Origin of the sequence: Weissella sp. LMG 11983 (assembly GCF_025908495.1) — a bacterium.
GTDB lineage: Bacteria > Bacillota > Bacilli > Lactobacillales > Lactobacillaceae > Weissella > Weissella fermenti.
Window position 1 is genome coordinate 604,876 of sequence record NZ_JAOZFD010000001.1, and the last position, 14,231, is coordinate 619,106.

At 44.7% G+C, this 14,231-nt stretch carries 17 protein-coding genes, 1 tRNA gene and 1 other annotated feature; of the genes, 1 reads left to right on the top strand and 17 read right to left on the bottom strand.

What is annotated here, in order from left to right:
• Window positions 1–91: 91 nt before the first annotated feature.
• From OIT45_RS03250 to OIT45_RS03310, 13 genes are all read right to left on the bottom strand, one after another.
• Window positions 92–2,233 carry a glycoside hydrolase family 3 C-terminal domain-containing protein gene (locus OIT45_RS03250; RefSeq protein ID WP_242458259.1) on the bottom strand — a complete coding sequence of 714 codons (2,142 nt, stop codon included), beginning with the start codon at window positions 2,231–2,233 and terminating at the stop codon, window positions 92–94.
• 332 nt (window positions 2,234–2,565) lie between these two features.
• Window positions 2,566–3,414 carry an SHOCT domain-containing protein gene (locus OIT45_RS03255; protein ID WP_199404050.1) on the bottom strand — a complete coding sequence of 283 codons (849 nt, stop codon included), beginning with the start codon at window positions 3,412–3,414 and terminating at the stop codon, window positions 2,566–2,568.
• A gap of 151 nt (window positions 3,415–3,565) precedes the next feature.
• Window positions 3,566–4,276 carry an SHOCT domain-containing protein gene (locus tag OIT45_RS03260; protein ID WP_264339862.1) on the bottom strand — a complete coding sequence of 237 codons (711 nt, stop codon included), beginning with the start codon at window positions 4,274–4,276 and terminating at the stop codon, window positions 3,566–3,568.
• Between the two features lie 146 nt (window positions 4,277–4,422).
• Window positions 4,423–4,734 (bottom strand): 50S ribosomal protein L27, encoded by a 312-nt coding sequence (rpmA, locus tag OIT45_RS03265; RefSeq protein WP_003609238.1) that lies wholly within the window; start codon window positions 4,732–4,734, stop codon window positions 4,423–4,425.
• Window positions 4,735–4,761: 27 nt separating this feature from the next.
• Window positions 4,762–5,064: a 50S ribosomal protein L21 gene (gene rplU / locus OIT45_RS03270; protein ID WP_003609241.1), complete on the bottom strand. Its 303-nt coding sequence runs from the start codon at window positions 5,062–5,064 to the stop codon at window positions 4,762–4,764.
• A 31-nt stretch (window positions 5,065–5,095) separates the two neighbouring features.
• Window positions 5,096–5,171, bottom strand: a sequence feature (ribosomal protein L21 leader region).
• A gap of 93 nt (window positions 5,172–5,264) precedes the next feature.
• Window positions 5,265–5,338: transfer RNA gene (locus OIT45_RS03275), tRNA-Arg, on the bottom strand.
• A 45-nt stretch (window positions 5,339–5,383) separates the two neighbouring features.
• On the bottom strand, window positions 5,384–5,911 hold the full coding sequence (locus tag OIT45_RS03280) for a dUTPase (protein ID WP_199404052.1): 528 nt from the start codon (window positions 5,909–5,911) through the stop codon (window positions 5,384–5,386).
• Window positions 5,911–6,948 carry a hypothetical protein gene (locus OIT45_RS03285; RefSeq protein WP_199404053.1) on the bottom strand — a complete coding sequence of 346 codons (1,038 nt, stop codon included), beginning with the start codon at window positions 6,946–6,948 and terminating at the stop codon, window positions 5,911–5,913. Before OIT45_RS03285 ends, OIT45_RS03280 begins: the two co-directional genes overlap by 1 nt.
• A 2-nt stretch (window positions 6,949–6,950) precedes the next feature.
• Entirely contained in the window at window positions 6,951–7,823 is an 873-nt protein-coding gene (locus tag OIT45_RS03290) for a hypothetical protein (protein ID WP_135797258.1), read from the bottom strand.
• A 142-nt stretch (window positions 7,824–7,965) separates the two neighbouring features.
• Entirely contained in the window at window positions 7,966–9,312 is a 1,347-nt protein-coding gene (glnA, locus tag OIT45_RS03295) for a type I glutamate--ammonia ligase (protein ID WP_135797257.1), read from the bottom strand.
• 36 nt (window positions 9,313–9,348) lie between these two features.
• Entirely contained in the window at window positions 9,349–9,702 is a 354-nt protein-coding gene (locus OIT45_RS03300; RefSeq protein ID WP_199404054.1) for a MerR family transcriptional regulator, read from the bottom strand.
• Window positions 9,703–9,766: 64 nt separating this feature from the next.
• Entirely contained in the window at window positions 9,767–10,690 is a 924-nt protein-coding gene (gene miaA / locus OIT45_RS03305) for a tRNA (adenosine(37)-N6)-dimethylallyltransferase MiaA (RefSeq protein ID WP_199404055.1), read from the bottom strand.
• 1 nt (window position 10,691) lies between these two features.
• A complete protein-coding gene (locus OIT45_RS03310; RefSeq protein WP_242458260.1) occupies window positions 10,692–11,327 on the bottom strand; it encodes a glycerophosphodiester phosphodiesterase in 636 nt (211 codons plus the stop codon).
• Window positions 11,328–11,403: 76 nt separating this feature from the next.
• On the opposite strand from OIT45_RS03310, the gene OIT45_RS03315 reads away from it, so the two are divergent.
• Window positions 11,404–11,586, top strand: a complete 183-nt coding sequence (locus OIT45_RS03315) for a DUF3042 family protein (protein ID WP_003609255.1) — start codon at window positions 11,404–11,406, stop codon at window positions 11,584–11,586.
• 65 nt (window positions 11,587–11,651) lie between these two features.
• Here the strand turns inward: OIT45_RS03315 and OIT45_RS03320 are convergent, their stop codons facing one another.
• The 4 genes from OIT45_RS03320 to OIT45_RS03335 form a co-directional block, all read right to left on the bottom strand.
• Window positions 11,652–12,038, bottom strand: coding sequence for a rhodanese-like domain-containing protein (locus OIT45_RS03320; RefSeq protein WP_135797254.1), 387 nt, complete (start codon window positions 12,036–12,038; stop codon window positions 11,652–11,654).
• Window positions 12,039–12,257: 219 nt separating this feature from the next.
• A complete protein-coding gene (locus OIT45_RS03325; protein WP_199404056.1) occupies window positions 12,258–13,064 on the bottom strand; it encodes a CAP domain-containing protein in 807 nt (268 codons plus the stop codon).
• Between the two features lie 156 nt (window positions 13,065–13,220).
• The gene (locus OIT45_RS03330) at window positions 13,221–13,886 is read right to left on the bottom strand and encodes a CHAP domain-containing protein (RefSeq protein WP_264339863.1); all 666 of its coding nucleotides are present in this window, start codon (window positions 13,884–13,886) and stop codon (window positions 13,221–13,223) included.
• Entirely contained in the window at window positions 13,834–14,058 is a 225-nt protein-coding gene (locus tag OIT45_RS03335) for a KxYKxGKxW signal peptide domain-containing protein (RefSeq protein WP_264339864.1), read from the bottom strand. The genes OIT45_RS03330 and OIT45_RS03335 overlap by 53 nt, the downstream gene beginning before the upstream one ends.
• Window positions 14,059–14,231 lie beyond the last annotated feature (173 nt).

Here is a 14,231-nt window from a genome sequence, read left to right on the forward strand (position 1 = left end):
TTGTAGCGGTCTCCACCAAGATTCAAAATTATCGAAACACAAAAAGGCCGTACGCCTAGCAATTGCTACGTGTACGGTCCCTAGTTATTTATTAATGTGTCGTCTGACTACCTGCCAGGCTCAACTCAGTTTGCAACGGTTGTACGCCCGTCAACGCAATTGAGCGCGCATCAGGTTGGCTCACACCAACCGAGATTTCGAAACGCTCACTGTCAATAAAGTTACGGCCATGCGCATCAAACACTTCAAAGTCTTGTGGACGCAAATCAAATGTAATCGTTTGCTTAGCACCCTTACCCAAGTAGACACGCTTAAATCCCTTCAATTGTGCGTTTGGTACCGCAAATTCTGATTCCAGATCCTTCACGTAAACTTGAACAACTTCATCCGTGTCAAAATTACCCGTATTTTGAATCGTTGCCGTCACCGTTGCCGTATCTTCATATGACTTCACTTGCAAATCTGACAAGGCAACTGATGAGTACGTCAAACCATAACCAAATGGATACAACGCATCATCTGTCATGTAACGGTATGTGCGTCCTGCCATGTTGTAATCTTCAAAAGCAGGCAAGTTATCTGTGTTCTTGTAGAACGTTACCGGCAACTTTCCTGATGGACTTACCGCGCCAAACAAGACGTCTGCAACAGCCAAACCACCACGAGCACCTGGATACCAAATTTGCATAATGGCGCGTAAGTTAGGGTGGTTCTCCAAACCATCCAACTGCAATGATGATCCCGATGCCAATAGAACGACGACTGGCTTACCGACAGCTAGCAAACGCTCCAACAATTGACGTTGACGTCCTGGCAATGACAAGTTTGGCTTATCACCAGCACCCTGTGAGTTACTGGCATCACCTTCTTCTCCTTCAATAGTTGAATCAAGTCCTAAGACTGCCACAACGACATCTGAGTGTTCGGCTGCAATAACTGCTTCTGATTCACGCTCATCAGCCTTGGCCAATGGCTCAGCAGCGTGGTCTTGGAACAATCCTGAACCAATACTGTAGTGTACACGCACATCATCACCAAGGCGTTCTTGAATACCTTCCAAGATAGTGTATGAACGTGATGGTGTACCGAAGTAGTTACCTAGCAATGCAATTTCTGAGTGCGCATTTGGTCCGACAACGGCAATCGCTTCCATCGTTTCCTTGCGTAGTGGCAAAACGCCATCATTCTTCAACAAAACAAATGACTTCTCAGCCGCAATTTCTGACAAATTATTGTGTGCCTTGGTATCGTTCGCTTCGTATGGAATAGCATCATACTCATTATCCGTTGCAAACATTCCTAGACGGACGCGCGTTGCGTAAAGTGAAATAACCGCATTGGTAATTTCTTCTTCAGTCACCAAACCACGATCCAATGCCTCATGCAATGATTGTTCAATGTGTCCAGCAACCAAGTTCAATCCTGCCTTGATAGCCAAGCCCATCGTTTCAGCAGCATCCTTCGTATACTTGTGGTTTTCATGCACATCTTCTGGTGCCATGTAATCTGAGACAACGTGGCCTTCGAATGACCACTTATCATGTAGGATGTCCTTCAACAACATTTCACTAACTGAGGCTGGTACGCCATCAACTGCGTTATACGCTGTCATGATACTTTCAACATCAGCCTCTTCAACGGCCGCCTTGAAGGCTGGCAAGTACGTCTCGTACAAGTCCTTGTCTGACACAACTGCATCAAAGCCGTGACGCAAACCTTCCGGACCTGAGTGGACCGCAAAGTGCTTTGCCGTCGCCGCCAACTTCAAGTACTTAGCTTGCCCTTGCAACCCCTTGATGAATGCCACACCAAACTTTGACGTCAAGAATGGGTCTTCACCATACGTTTCGTGACCACGACCCCAACGTGGGTCACGGAAAATGTTCACGTTAGGAGACCAGAACGTCAATCCCTTGTAGATGTCACAGTCCTCATGCTTCGTAAATTCGTTATACTTTGCACGTCCTTCCGTACCGATGACATCGGCAATTTCATTAATCAAGTGGTCATCAAAAGTTGCCGCAAGTCCGATTGCTTGTGGGAACACTGTTGCCACACCAGCACGCGCCACACCGTGCAACGCTTCGTTCCAGTAGTTGTATTCCGGAATGTTCAAACGGTCAATAGCTGGTGCTTCATACTTAATTTGGCCAATCTTTTCATCAATCGTCATTTGGTCGACAATCACCTTAGCTTGACGGCGGGCTTCTTCGTGCGTGAGTTGCTGGGTCATATCAATACTCCTAAACATAAATCATTTCAATTAATAGTAATTTTGAAAGCGCTTTCTAACACCGTTATTTATACCATGTGTTATGTTTTTCGACAAACCACCCAAATGCTTACCAAATATGAATAGGACGATAAACGATATACAGGAACCATACATGAAACATACGTTAATCGATTTTACTTTATTTGACTTGTGATACATTTCACACATTGTGAACGAACTATGGATAAAAATTGATTAACATAAACGTAATATTGAGATACTAAAAAAGACGGCATCACGAACTTAATCGTAATACTGCCTTTTAACAGTCACTTTAACGCCACTAGTGTTTAATTAATCATCGAAGCCAACGTATCAACATACGGATTTTTGCCGTACTCGTTATAGGCATCAACCAAAGAAACACTCACTGGTGAGGCAGCTTGCCCTGCGGTACCTCTAAAATTAACCATGTAATTCAGCCCTGCATTGTCAGTTGCTGCGTACGTAATCGACGCAAACAGTGCTCCACCAGTAGGCGTAGTCCTTGAATCATCGGCCGCGGCAGTAACTTGCTGAACATTGTCGTACTCTGGTCCATCGTTACCAACCATCGTATGGCCAATTGCGTGTTGCGTCACTGTGGCCGGATTAAACGTCTGAATTGATCCATTTGATACGGCCATGAAAAGCAAAGCCGCGTGATATTGGCTGGACTTCGCTTTCAACATATCCTCAACTGATTGAGAAGATGTGGAACTCGCAGCTGCTTGACTAACTGACTGCGCCGCTTTTTCGCTTGCTAGTTTCTCGCTAGCAGACTTTGCTGAAGCCGAATGACTTGCTTTGCGACTAGCCTTTTCAGCTTCGGCTTTTTTCTCTGATGACGACTTGGCCTTAGAAGATGCAATTTTTGCGCTTTCCGCTTCGGCGCCTTTTTGTTGTGAATAAACAAATGCCCCAACACCGCCCCCAACAATCACAACAGCAGCCAAAGTAGCTACCAAAGCTTTTTTATGACCATTCCGGTTGTTCTTAGGATTTTGTTCCACGCGATTAGCCATTTGTGGCTCCTGTTGATTCATTTCAGCCAACAAGTTAGTTTTCAACGTATCGAATTCTTCCTGCGTTAAAGCACCGGAATCTAACATGTCCTTCAATCGTTTTAATTCACTTGTTATCTTACTTACATCTGCCATCGTCAATCCCCCTCACCCTCATAAATCAAACGTCTGTAATTTCAAAGAAATTTTACCACGCACTTTGAAAGATTCTGAATGAAACGCCTTACAAACAAAAAAACGACCGAAGGCATAATGCATGCGCTAATCAATCGTCTAGGTCAGTATTTTACTGTGCAATGTCAGGGTACTTATCTGCAATGGATTGTAAAAACTGGTCTTGCTTGATAATGCCAAAGACCCCTGGCAACTTCAGAGTCATACGCAACACCGTATCGAGTTGTACTTTGAATGCAAAATCAAATATCTCTCCCTTAGCAACAAAAGTAAAGTGATCATATCCTAGCATCGCGCGGTAGTACGTCAATGCCTCAATATCACCATACGGCACAAACATGTTTTTACCATTGAACTGTACACTCGCACTAAGACCTATAATTAATATACCTTCAGGCTCAAAACTGACAATATTATTGCCTGTAATGCTCAATGCCATTGTGACGTTCTTTAAATCATCAGCATCGTGAATTGGTTGCTCCCCAAACAACACATTCGTTGTATCTGTGCTAAATCCCAACATAGACTTATATTGGGCAATTTTGGCTTTGACTTCCCCTTCCAGCGGAACATGTTGGAAATTAACTTCCGGAAGAACATAGTTTGACTGTCCCCCACCAATTTCAGGATTAACTACAGTTTGTGGCTGACTTACCGCAGGTGAATCCTCCTCAGTGGCAATGGTGTTAGAACTAGCTGTTTTTTCATTACCAAAGTCTGCCAATGCTTTCGTCTTGAGTTCATCAAATTCTTCTTGTGACAAAATACCTAAATCCAACAATTCTTTATAGCCCTTCAGCTTTTGAATAAGATCGTCATTCATAACTATATCCACCCCTATCTTTAAGATTAGCCTCAGTATACGAAAGCCGACTTTATTATGCAAAAATTAACAACTACGAAAAAACAAAAAAGACTCGTGAATCATTTCTGATTCACGAGTCTAATTAAATCTCGATAGTAATTAAATTACTTAGCGATGATTTGCTTGTACTCTTCACGAGTAACAACTGATACTTGGCGACGGTCACGGCCCAAACGACCGAACTTTACGACACCATCAGTCAAAGCGTACAACGTGTCATCGTTTCCACGACCAACGTTTACACCTGGGTAGATGTGCGTACCGCGTTGACGGTAAATGATTGATCCAGCCTTGATGTCTTGACCATCAGCACGCTTCGTTCCTAGACGACGACCTGCTGAGTCACGACCGTTGGCAGAAGATCCGCCTCCCTTGTGGTGGGCAAGCATCGTCAAGTTGTTCAAATTCAATTGCATGATTTAAATCCTCTTCTTTCCGATGTCTTAGGCAATAGAGTCGATGACAACCTTAGTGTATGGTTGACGGTGACCTTGCTTCTTGTGTGAGTGCTTCTTTGGCTTGTACTTGAAAGTAACAACCTTCTTTTCCTTACCTTGCTTCTCAACAGTACCTGATACAGTAACACCTTCAACGTAAGGTGCACCGATCTTGCCGTCAGCGAAGACAACCTTGTCGAATACGACCTTGTCTCCTTCAGCGGCGTCCATCTTTTCGACGTAGATTACGTCACCGGCAGAAACCTTGTATTGCTTTCCGCCGTTCTCAATGATTGCATATGCTGCCATGAGTTTGCAGACCTCCATAAAATATTTTTCTAAAAAAACTTAGACTCACCGAGTCCGCGAGTTCCAAGGAACTACTTAATACAGACCACGAGTGGTTGCAGTTTGTGGATTCCACAAACACAACGTAGATAATTATAAAACAAGTTCTAACTAAATACAATGAAATCGCCCACTTAATTATGAGCAATTCCCTAAGTTTATGCAGCTGGTGGGACTCGAACCCACAACCGCTCGGGTAGAAACCGAGTGCACTATCCAGTTGTGCTACAGCTGCAAAAAAGATGAGTTGGCATAACTTACCAACTCATCTATTGTACGTTTAAAACGCTGGTGAATCAAGGTCTGAAGCGTCCAAAACCGCACGAACTTCATGATCAATATCATCTTGTGTCAATTTCAGTTCGACTAAACCGAGCTTCAAAAATGAACGCCAGGCATGTGAAAAATCCGATTGACGCTTTTGGTGATATGAATTTAGCAACATGGTCTTAATACCAATAAATTGGTGTGCCAAACGCATTTGTGGAAAACGCGCAAACTTAGCTAAATCCGCATCCTCAAGCACCATTAAGTGCGTCCATTGTTGCTTCAAACTAATCAACAAAAACTGGGCGAAAGCAGTTGCGTACAACGCCTTCACTTCGCTCTCGCTTGCGTCCACCGCATTGTGTGGCACATCATTGTTGATTGCTTCAACACGCAACATCAAGGCGCTCAATGAAACATCTAGGTTCAAATAATCATTCAACAAGACATCTTTAGGACCGATTGGATTTTCCCAATCAGCCACAACTGCGCGATATGACTCGCGTGCTTCACGCAAGTAACCTGCAATATCCATCGTCATTATTCTGCCTCGTCTGATGCTTGTGGTTGTAGCACTTCAACTTGTGGTGCTTCAGAAGCAGCTGATTCGTTATCAGCTTCAACCGGCGTACCATATGAAATCAATCCTTCGCGTTGCAAACCAAAGACAAGCTCATCACTCTCGATTGCCAAGTAACGACGTTCCGTCAAATACCAAGCACCGATAAAGTCGTAATCCAACAAGACATCAAGCCATGAAATGGCATCACGACCATCAATGACTTGGAAGTGCCAGCGTTGTGCCCCAATGGCTGTTGCATCGTTAACGTAGAAGATACGGACTTCAACGCCATGCTCCAACATCAAACCGGCACCATTTGGAATACTTTGCAAGAAGTAATCTGAATCAGCTGACAAAACAAACAAACGATCCAACATTCCCGCTGGCATTTCGGTTTGTACCAATGGATACAAGAAATCGTCGCGAGTTTCAAGAATGTTGTAGTCTACTTGGTAACCGAACTCGCGCTCCATATAACGACCAAACTCCGTTAACAACGTTGCCAGCGTACGAATACGCGCTGCGGTCGTTTTCTTACGGAAGTTTTCAACCATCAAATCAGTAATAGCTTCCGCGTTAAACAAAATTTGCTTGCGTTCTAGTGACCAGTAGAATAGACGTGCCTCAGTACCTAGCTCAACAAAGTAAGCGCCACCGTTGTTATCGTCGTTTACCACGAATTCAAAGGTCGCTGGCACATCCAAATCAGTCATCACCAACGTCAACTCTTCACGCTCAGCTGGCGTCAAAACATCATAGGCTGGCATCCCCGCAAATGAAAGAAAACGATCCATTGCCATCAAGTACCAATCTGCCTTGGCATATTGACGTGGTACAGTCACCCATTCTGTATCAAGGTGCGCATTGGTTAGGCGTTGCGCCAACATGTGGACCTTCTTTGGATCATTTGTTTCAGCAAGCTCTCGAACTTGCGCTAAGGTTTGTTGAATTTGACCAATATCATCACTCAACAAATCAACGTATGAAACAACGCGTTCACGTAGGTGTTCTGTCATGCTTACTCACCTCCCTGTTCGGCAGCTAACGATGAAACATAGTCCACATACAATGAGCCGACGGCATTTTGGAAATCAGTAAATGAGCCAAATGCATCATTGATGGCACGTTGCTCATAAATCAAAATTGTATCTTCCTTTGAGTAGTTCAAAATTTGTGCATTGTTCTCGGCAATCAAATCAGGAACAGTCGCAGCCTTCGCATCGGCTGCATCCAATTGCGCCAAACGGCTACGCAAAACTTCGCGTTGCTCTGCTTGGGCGCTCTTGTTAAACAAGCCGCTGCGTTCTTCCGTGGCCGCCAATTGTGCCATCAATTGCGTACGCTCAGCATCACGTGCATTTTGATCGTTAACAACCTTTTGCAACGCTTCATTGGCACGCGTCGTATCCTCGATAACTTGCGCGTTGAAACGTTGACCTGACTCAGCCAATTCAACCGCACGCGCCAACTTTTCATATTCTTCATCATTGAAAATAAACTTTACTGACAATGGGTCCAAAATACCAAAGTGGCGACGATCCCACCAATTTCCAAAGAACAATTGGAAGACACCAAGTTGTGACTCTTCGTAGTAAAAGAAGGGGAACTTTTCTGATAGGTACGCAATAAGCTTTTGGCCCAAGTGGTGACTCAACTCGTCTTGCATATCATCAACCAAAACTGACAAAGCACGGTTAGACTCGGCTTGTGGCGCCTGACGAATTTGCGTGTTGTACTTTTGACTATCTAGTAATTCATAAACACGGCGATCATTGCCTTCTGCCACAGCAGTTTGAATATCACCAATGTAGTTTAATTTTGCTTGTAATTTTCCATTTAATACGGATTGATTTGACGGTAAATCCGTCGTCAAGTATGGCGTGTTCTCCATCTCAACCCCTCCTGTTTGTGGTTGCAATCTAACTTCTCAAATTATTATATCTACCTAATATATATATCATACAACCTAAACTTAAAGAAAAACGCCGACCACGGACTGGACGGCGTTGTTTTTAAGAAGTTTTTACGAATTTTTAGTATTGCTCCAAATAAGTTTCCAATTCCCATTGTGAAACTTCTTGGCGATATGCTTGGTATTCCAAACGCTTAGCATCTACAAATGTGCGTGCCATGTGTGAACCAAGGGCTGCCTTAATCACTTCATCAGTATCCAAATCATTGACGGCCGCCAACAATGTGTCAGGCAAATCAGTGATGCCAGCCTTCTTACGCTCAGCCTCATCCATCAAGTAAATGTTACGATCTACCGCGTGATTTGGCTCCATTTCGCCGGCAACACCATCCAAGCCAGCTGCCAAGATAACCGCAAAGGCCAAGTATGGGTTAGCAGTTGGGTCAACTGAACGCAACTCCAAACGGGTTGAGTTACCACGTGAAGCTGGGACGCGGACCATTGGTGAACGGTTTGAACCAGACCAAGCTACGTAAACTGGCGCCTCAAATCCAGGCGTCAAACGCTTGTATGAGTTAACCGTTGGGTTCGTGATTGCCGTAAAGTTAGCTGCGTGCGCCAAGACACCACCCAAGAAGTTGTAAGCCGTCTTTGACAATTGCAAATCACCAGCTTCGTCGAAGAAAACGTTACCAGCTTCGTTGAACAAAGACATGTTCGTGTGCATACCGTTACCGTTAATACCAGAAATTGGCTTTGGCATAAACGTTGCATACAAACCGTGCTTACGTGCAATCGTCTTAACAATCAACTTGAACGTTTGAATGTTATCAGCTGCATCCAAGGCATCAGCATACTTGAAGTCAACTTCGTGTTGTCCTGGGGCAACTTCGTGGTGGGCCGCTTCCACTTCAAAGCCCATCTTTTCCATTTCCAAAACAATTTCACGCCGTGTGTTCTCACCCAAATCAAGTGGCGCCAAATCGAAGTAGCCACCCTTGTCATTCAGGTTCATCGTTGGGTTACCATGCTCATCAAGCTTGAACAAGAAGAATTCTGGCTCAGTTCCAATGTTAAAGTTCTTGAAACCAGCGTCTTCCATCTGCTTCAAAACACGCTTCAAGTTGTTACGAGGATCCCCGGCAAATGGCTCGCGGTCGGCCGTGTAAATGTCTGCAATCAAACGTGCAACCTTACCACCGTGTGAGTCAGTCGCCCATGGGAAAATCATGAACGTTGAAAGGTCAGGGTACAAATACATGTCTGACTCTTCAATACGAACGAATCCTTCGATTGAAGAACCGTCAAACATCAAATTGTTGTCCAACACCTTTTCAAGTTGTGAAACAGGAACTTCGACGTTCTTAATTGTGCCGAAAACATCTGAGAACTGCAAACGTAGGAATTCCACGTTCTCCTCAGTAATCATGTTGCGAATATCATCCTTGGTATAAGCCTTGCGAACCATTGTAATCTCCTTTTACTTTATCCCAAAACACATCATCTAAAACTTCCGTTGACCGTTATTAAAACGACCAATCTTAAGCAACTCATCAGCCAACATGTGACGCATATTAACATCATCCGGATCAACCTTTTCTGCTTCACGGCGTTGCTTTTTAGCATCAACCTCATGAATTTCAGAAATCGAATAACCGGCATCTAGATAATCTGCAATCTCCAATAAACGATCAACGTCATCTAACGAAAAACGTCGCTGCTTACCGGCCCCTCTATGTGGCTCAATGAGTCCCTGCTGATCATAGTACCGAATCTGACGATCTGATAAGCCCGTCAATTCGCGCACTACGCTCATTGGCAACACTGCCAAATCGCGACGTAACTCTCGTCTTACCATACGTCCGACCCCCTATGCATAGCATGTTACCACCTATTTTAGAAGATTTTTCTATTCATGTCAGCTATTCTGACACGAACCGTGCGACGTCACTTTCAATCGCATTCAAGCCTGCGGCGTTTTGCACCAAATCATACCAATGAATATCAGTGAATTGGTTGTTGAACCATGTCATTTGACGCTTTGCATAGCGACGTGAGGCTTGCTTCAGCGCTTCACTAGCTTCTTCAAGCGTTTCAACACCCTCCAAGTAACCAAACAATTCTTTGTAGCCAATCGCTTTCTTCGCCGTACTATCTTCAGGCAAGGTCGCTGCAATTCGTGCTTCTTCAAGCAATCCATTCGCAATCATCGCATCTACGCGTGTATTAATACGGTCGTACAAAACTGGCCGATCTGTTGTTAATCCGATGATATAGGCATCATACAAACGCTTTGGTTCAGGTTGCTGTTCTGAAAACGGCTTGCCGGTGTGGTCACTAACTAACAGCGCTCTGACCAAACGGCGGATTTGTCCTGGCAGAATACGTGCTTCACTGACTGGATCCAATTCACGCAAAGCATCGCGCACAACCGCTTCACCTTGTTCATGAGCAATTGCCGTCCACTTCTCGACAAATACCTCATCCGTAATATCATCCACATCAGCCAACGGCCGGTCACCTAACAATGCTTGCACATAAAAGCCAGTTCCACCAACCAAAATTGGCATTTTCCCCCGGTCTGCAATATCTGCAATTGCTGCTTGTGCCTCACGCACAAAGCGAGCGGCTGAATAATGTTCAGCCGGGTCAGCAATATCAATCATATGGTGTGGCGCAACCGCTTGCTCTTCAGGTGTTGCCTTCGCTGTCCCAATATTTAGTTGACGGTAAATCTGCATCGAATCACCTGAGACAATTTCACCGTTAAATTTCTTTGCTAGTTCTAGTGATAAAGCCGTTTTCCCAACCGCTGTTGGTCCGACAATCACAATTAACTTATCCATACTACTTTCCATCTCTATCTCTAATCTGTTGGGCTAATCGAACGTCATCCGTGATTACCCCGGCCACACGTCCCCTGAGCATTAGCTTCAAGGCCCAAGCTTTGGTTGGCGTCCACCAATACGTCGCTGCTTTTCGAGCACGCATCATCACGAACGGTAAATATCGATAGTCCAAATTGTTGTTTTGAATCACACCGCTGTGAAACAGTCGTCGACTTATGCGATTTGGCCGATACTGTAAAAGTCCAAGTGGTATCGGCGCGTCAAGTTGGCGCCACGTTTCAACAGCACTCACTTGGAATGATTGCAACATTACCGGCGCATCAACTTCAGCAGCTTGCCACTCACGGTACAATTCTGTTGCGCCCTGTTTCCCCTTCAGCTCGATCAATAATAACCCCTGGTAATTCTTTTCTTTGACCAACGCCAAAAATGATGCGAAATCATCCACAACTGGTGGCATCTCGTCATCAATATCGTGTTTTAGGATTAGCCGACCGTCATACAATTGCACATCAACTTCTAAGCCATCCGCGCCCAGTTGAATCGCAGAGGCAAAAGCTGGTAGTGAGTTTTCAAGGCGTCCAGCCGTGTGATCACCTCGATGGGCGATAATTAATGGTTTGTTCATCTGCATTTCAAGAAACCCCAGTTATTAAACTCAATTAAAATATGTTAAACTTATCTTAACAAATATATGGAGGAACCACATCATGAAGAAGTTTGGTTTGGGGATTTTGACTGGGGTTGCTGGTACGCTAGCAACTGCTGCCGCTGCAGCCTTCACGTTCCACAAGGTTGCTGTTAAGCCTTTGGAAGAAGAAGAGGCTAAGTTTGAGGAGACTGAGCGCAAGGCCGCTCGTAAGGCTGCTCACTCTCACGGCGCACGATTCTAATAAAAAACAAATACCCACTTACATGAGCCGGCGTAACATCGTCAGTTAATGTAAGTGGGTATTTTTTAATTACTCTTAGTCTTACCAGTGTAAGCACCAAAACCGTTCTTCAAAACGTAGATATCGTTATATCCCGCCTTCTTCAACTTACGCGCCATACGCGCAGCCATTTGCATGTTTTCGTCATACAAAAAGACTGGCTTGTCTTGACGCAAAGCACTGTGGTTTTCATTCAACATAGCGTATTGAATGTTACGTGCACCAAGCACGTGCTTTGCCTTAAACTTTGCTGGCTCACGCAAATCGATCAATTGGTGACCACGACTTTGTGCTTCAAATTCTTCAGAGTTCAAAAGTGATGCCGCGCGCTTCAACGTTACGCGCGTCCATACCAATGTACCAACCGTCCAAAGAATCCAAAGCAATACAATGACAAACAATGCTTGCAACATACTACTAAATTCCCCATTTCATTTTTCAGTCAAGTACTATTCTATCAAACCTAAAATAAAAAGTCTGCCAACCTTAGGCAGACTTTGATTTTTCTTCAATTATTACCACAGCAGCTATTGGTCTAAGTTCCCTAGCCGGGAACCAAGACCAAGGACGCACCTGATAAGGCCGACTTGGTCACATCGAAGGTCAAAGACCTCCGATATTCTCAGTCTACTTTATTGTGCTTCAGCAACAAACGTACCAGTGGCAGCGTTGTAACCGAAACCAACTCGTGAGTATGAACCCAATACCCAACGTGTGTGTGGGTGTGAACCGTTGTCGATCATACCAGTTTCAGCATACCAAGCGTTAACTGCTGCTGAACCAGCACCGAAGCCGATAGCAACAACTTCGTGACCGTATGATTGTGCAAAGTGCGCAGCGTCAACGTTTCCTGCCATCATGTCGGCACGGTATTGTGCAGTTGCTGACAATGAAGCGTCGTATGAAACTGGTGACAAACCAGCAGCCGTACGGATTGCGTTCAATGCGTTAACGGCATCAGCGAATGAACCCGTTGAAACAGGTGCAGTTGCAACTGACGTTTGTGCAGGTGCTGCAGAAGCGACTGGTGCTGATGACGCAGCAGATGAAGCTTGTGATTGCGCAGGTTCTGTTGCAGCACTTGATTGTGCAGGTGCAACTGAACCGTTCAAGCGAATCTCTTCACCAACAATGATCAAGTTAGGGTTCGTGATGTTGTTCATCTTTACGATGTCATCAACCTTCAAGCCAGTTGCTTGTGCGATTGTGTCAATCGTGTCACCTTCTTGAATCTTGTAAGTCGTACCAGCAGTGTTAACGGCTTCCTTAACGTCGTCAACCGACTTGGCACGCCATGAAGCAGCATCCGTAGCTGGCTTTGCGTTATCGTCGGCTGATACAGCCGTGTTTGAGTTCGTCATTGGCAAAATCGCAGCAGCGGCAACCAAAGCGGCAGCTCCCATTCCCTTAGCCATAGCATTAATCTTAGAGTTAATCATATTATTTATATTCCCTTTTTGTACGTTTTTAGCCAGTCCAACGACTGAGCCTCGTATGTTTTATATAATAGCAAGTACGTATATCAAGTAAGTTACATCACGATAACAAAAAAACGGGACATTGATGACAATGTCCCGTATACAATACATTTATTATTAGTGAATGAACAAAACGCCTGCTGCAGGGATAGTACGTGATGAAACCACGAATTCACCCTTAGCGTTCATTTCTGAGATTGTGATCATGTCACCGTTAACGCCCGTAACAACAGCCACGTGACCGTATGATGAAGCGTAAGCAACACCCGGCATCATAACGGCAACCGTACCAACGGCTGGGTTCGTGTCTACAACACGGCCAGCGTAAGTTGCGTTGTTAGCCCATTCTGCTGCGTTACCCCAGAAGTTACCAACCCATGGCAATTGGTTCTTAACGTACCACGTGCATTGTCCAGCGTAGTATGAGTTACCTGGTACGGCAGTGTAGTCAGCGTTGTATGAAGGCGCTACTGGTTGTGCTTCTTGTGCAACTGGTGCTTCTGCAACAGCAACTTCTTCTGAAACTGGTGCTGCTTCTTCGACAACTGGGGCTACTTCAACTGCAGCTTCTTGCGCAACTGGTGCTTCTGAAGCAACAACTTCTTCTGAAACTTCCTTCGTCAAGTTGATTTCTTGACCGATAACAATGAAGTTAGCATCGTTGATGTTGTTAGCCGCAGCGATTTCTTCTGCAGTCAATTCAGTAGCTGAAGCAATCGTTGACAACGTATCACCAGCTTGAACCGTGTACTTTTGACCGGCGGCTTGAACGGCTTCGACCACTTGATACTGTCTTGGCACGCCATGCTGAAGTCGTTTGTGCAACTTCTTCGTTAGCGTATGCTGATTCAGTTGAAACCATTGGTACGATGGCAGCTGCTGCAGCAACAACCGTTGCGGCTACCCAGTTCTTACCTGACTTGTACATCTTCTTGCGTGAATTTACGTTTTGCATGATTAACTCCCCAATTATCTGTCGCTCATATAAGCGTTTGTTTCTTTGTTTTAATAAGATTTAATTTGTATTAGTTATGTGTTGCCTTAACAACATGATTAATAATACCGACGGGGCGTAACAGTTATATAACAGCGACTAAACAACGTGTAACGCACAAATTGGTCATATTT

Coding starts and splice junctions, on each gene's coding strand:
- glnA (WP_135797257.1), bottom strand. CDS start 9,312: ATGGTTCGCAAGGCTTATACCAAGGATGATATTCGCAACATGATTACT.
- OIT45_RS03290 (WP_135797258.1), bottom strand. CDS start 7,823: ATGGAGAACACGCCATACTTGACGACGGATTTACCGTCAAATCAATCC.
- OIT45_RS03325 (WP_199404056.1), bottom strand. CDS start 13,064: ATGATTAACTCTAAGATTAATGCTATGGCTAAGGGAATGGGAGCTGCC.
- miaA (WP_199404055.1), bottom strand. CDS start 10,690: ATGGATAAGTTAATTGTGATTGTCGGACCAACAGCGGTTGGGAAAACG.
- OIT45_RS03335 (WP_264339864.1), bottom strand. CDS start 14,058: ATGCAAAACGTAAATTCACGCAAGAAGATGTACAAGTCAGGTAAGAAC.
- OIT45_RS03315 (WP_003609255.1), top strand. CDS start 11,404: ATGAAGAAGTTTGGTTTGGGGATTTTGACTGGGGTTGCTGGTACGCTA.
- OIT45_RS03255 (WP_199404050.1), bottom strand. CDS start 3,414: ATGGCAGATGTAAGTAAGATAACAAGTGAATTAAAACGATTGAAGGAC.
- OIT45_RS03260 (WP_264339862.1), bottom strand. CDS start 4,276: ATGAATGACGATCTTATTCAAAAGCTGAAGGGCTATAAAGAATTGTTG.
- rplU (WP_003609241.1), bottom strand. CDS start 5,064: ATGGCAGCATATGCAATCATTGAGAACGGCGGAAAGCAATACAAGGTT.
- OIT45_RS03310 (WP_242458260.1), bottom strand. CDS start 11,327: ATGCAGATGAACAAACCATTAATTATCGCCCATCGAGGTGATCACACG.
- OIT45_RS03320 (WP_135797254.1), bottom strand. CDS start 12,038: ATGTTGCAAGCATTGTTTGTCATTGTATTGCTTTGGATTCTTTGGACG.
- OIT45_RS03250 (WP_242458259.1), bottom strand. CDS start 2,233: ATGACCCAGCAACTCACGCACGAAGAAGCCCGCCGTCAAGCTAAGGTG.
- rpmA (WP_003609238.1), bottom strand. CDS start 4,734: ATGCAATTGAATTTGAACAACTTGACGATGCTTGCCCACCACAAGGGA.
- OIT45_RS03280 (WP_199404052.1), bottom strand. CDS start 5,911: ATGACGATGGATATTGCAGGTTACTTGCGTGAAGCACGCGAGTCATAT.
- OIT45_RS03285 (WP_199404053.1), bottom strand. CDS start 6,948: ATGACAGAACACCTACGTGAACGCGTTGTTTCATACGTTGATTTGTTG.
- OIT45_RS03300 (WP_199404054.1), bottom strand. CDS start 9,702: ATGGTAAGACGAGAGTTACGTCGCGATTTGGCAGTGTTGCCAATGAGC.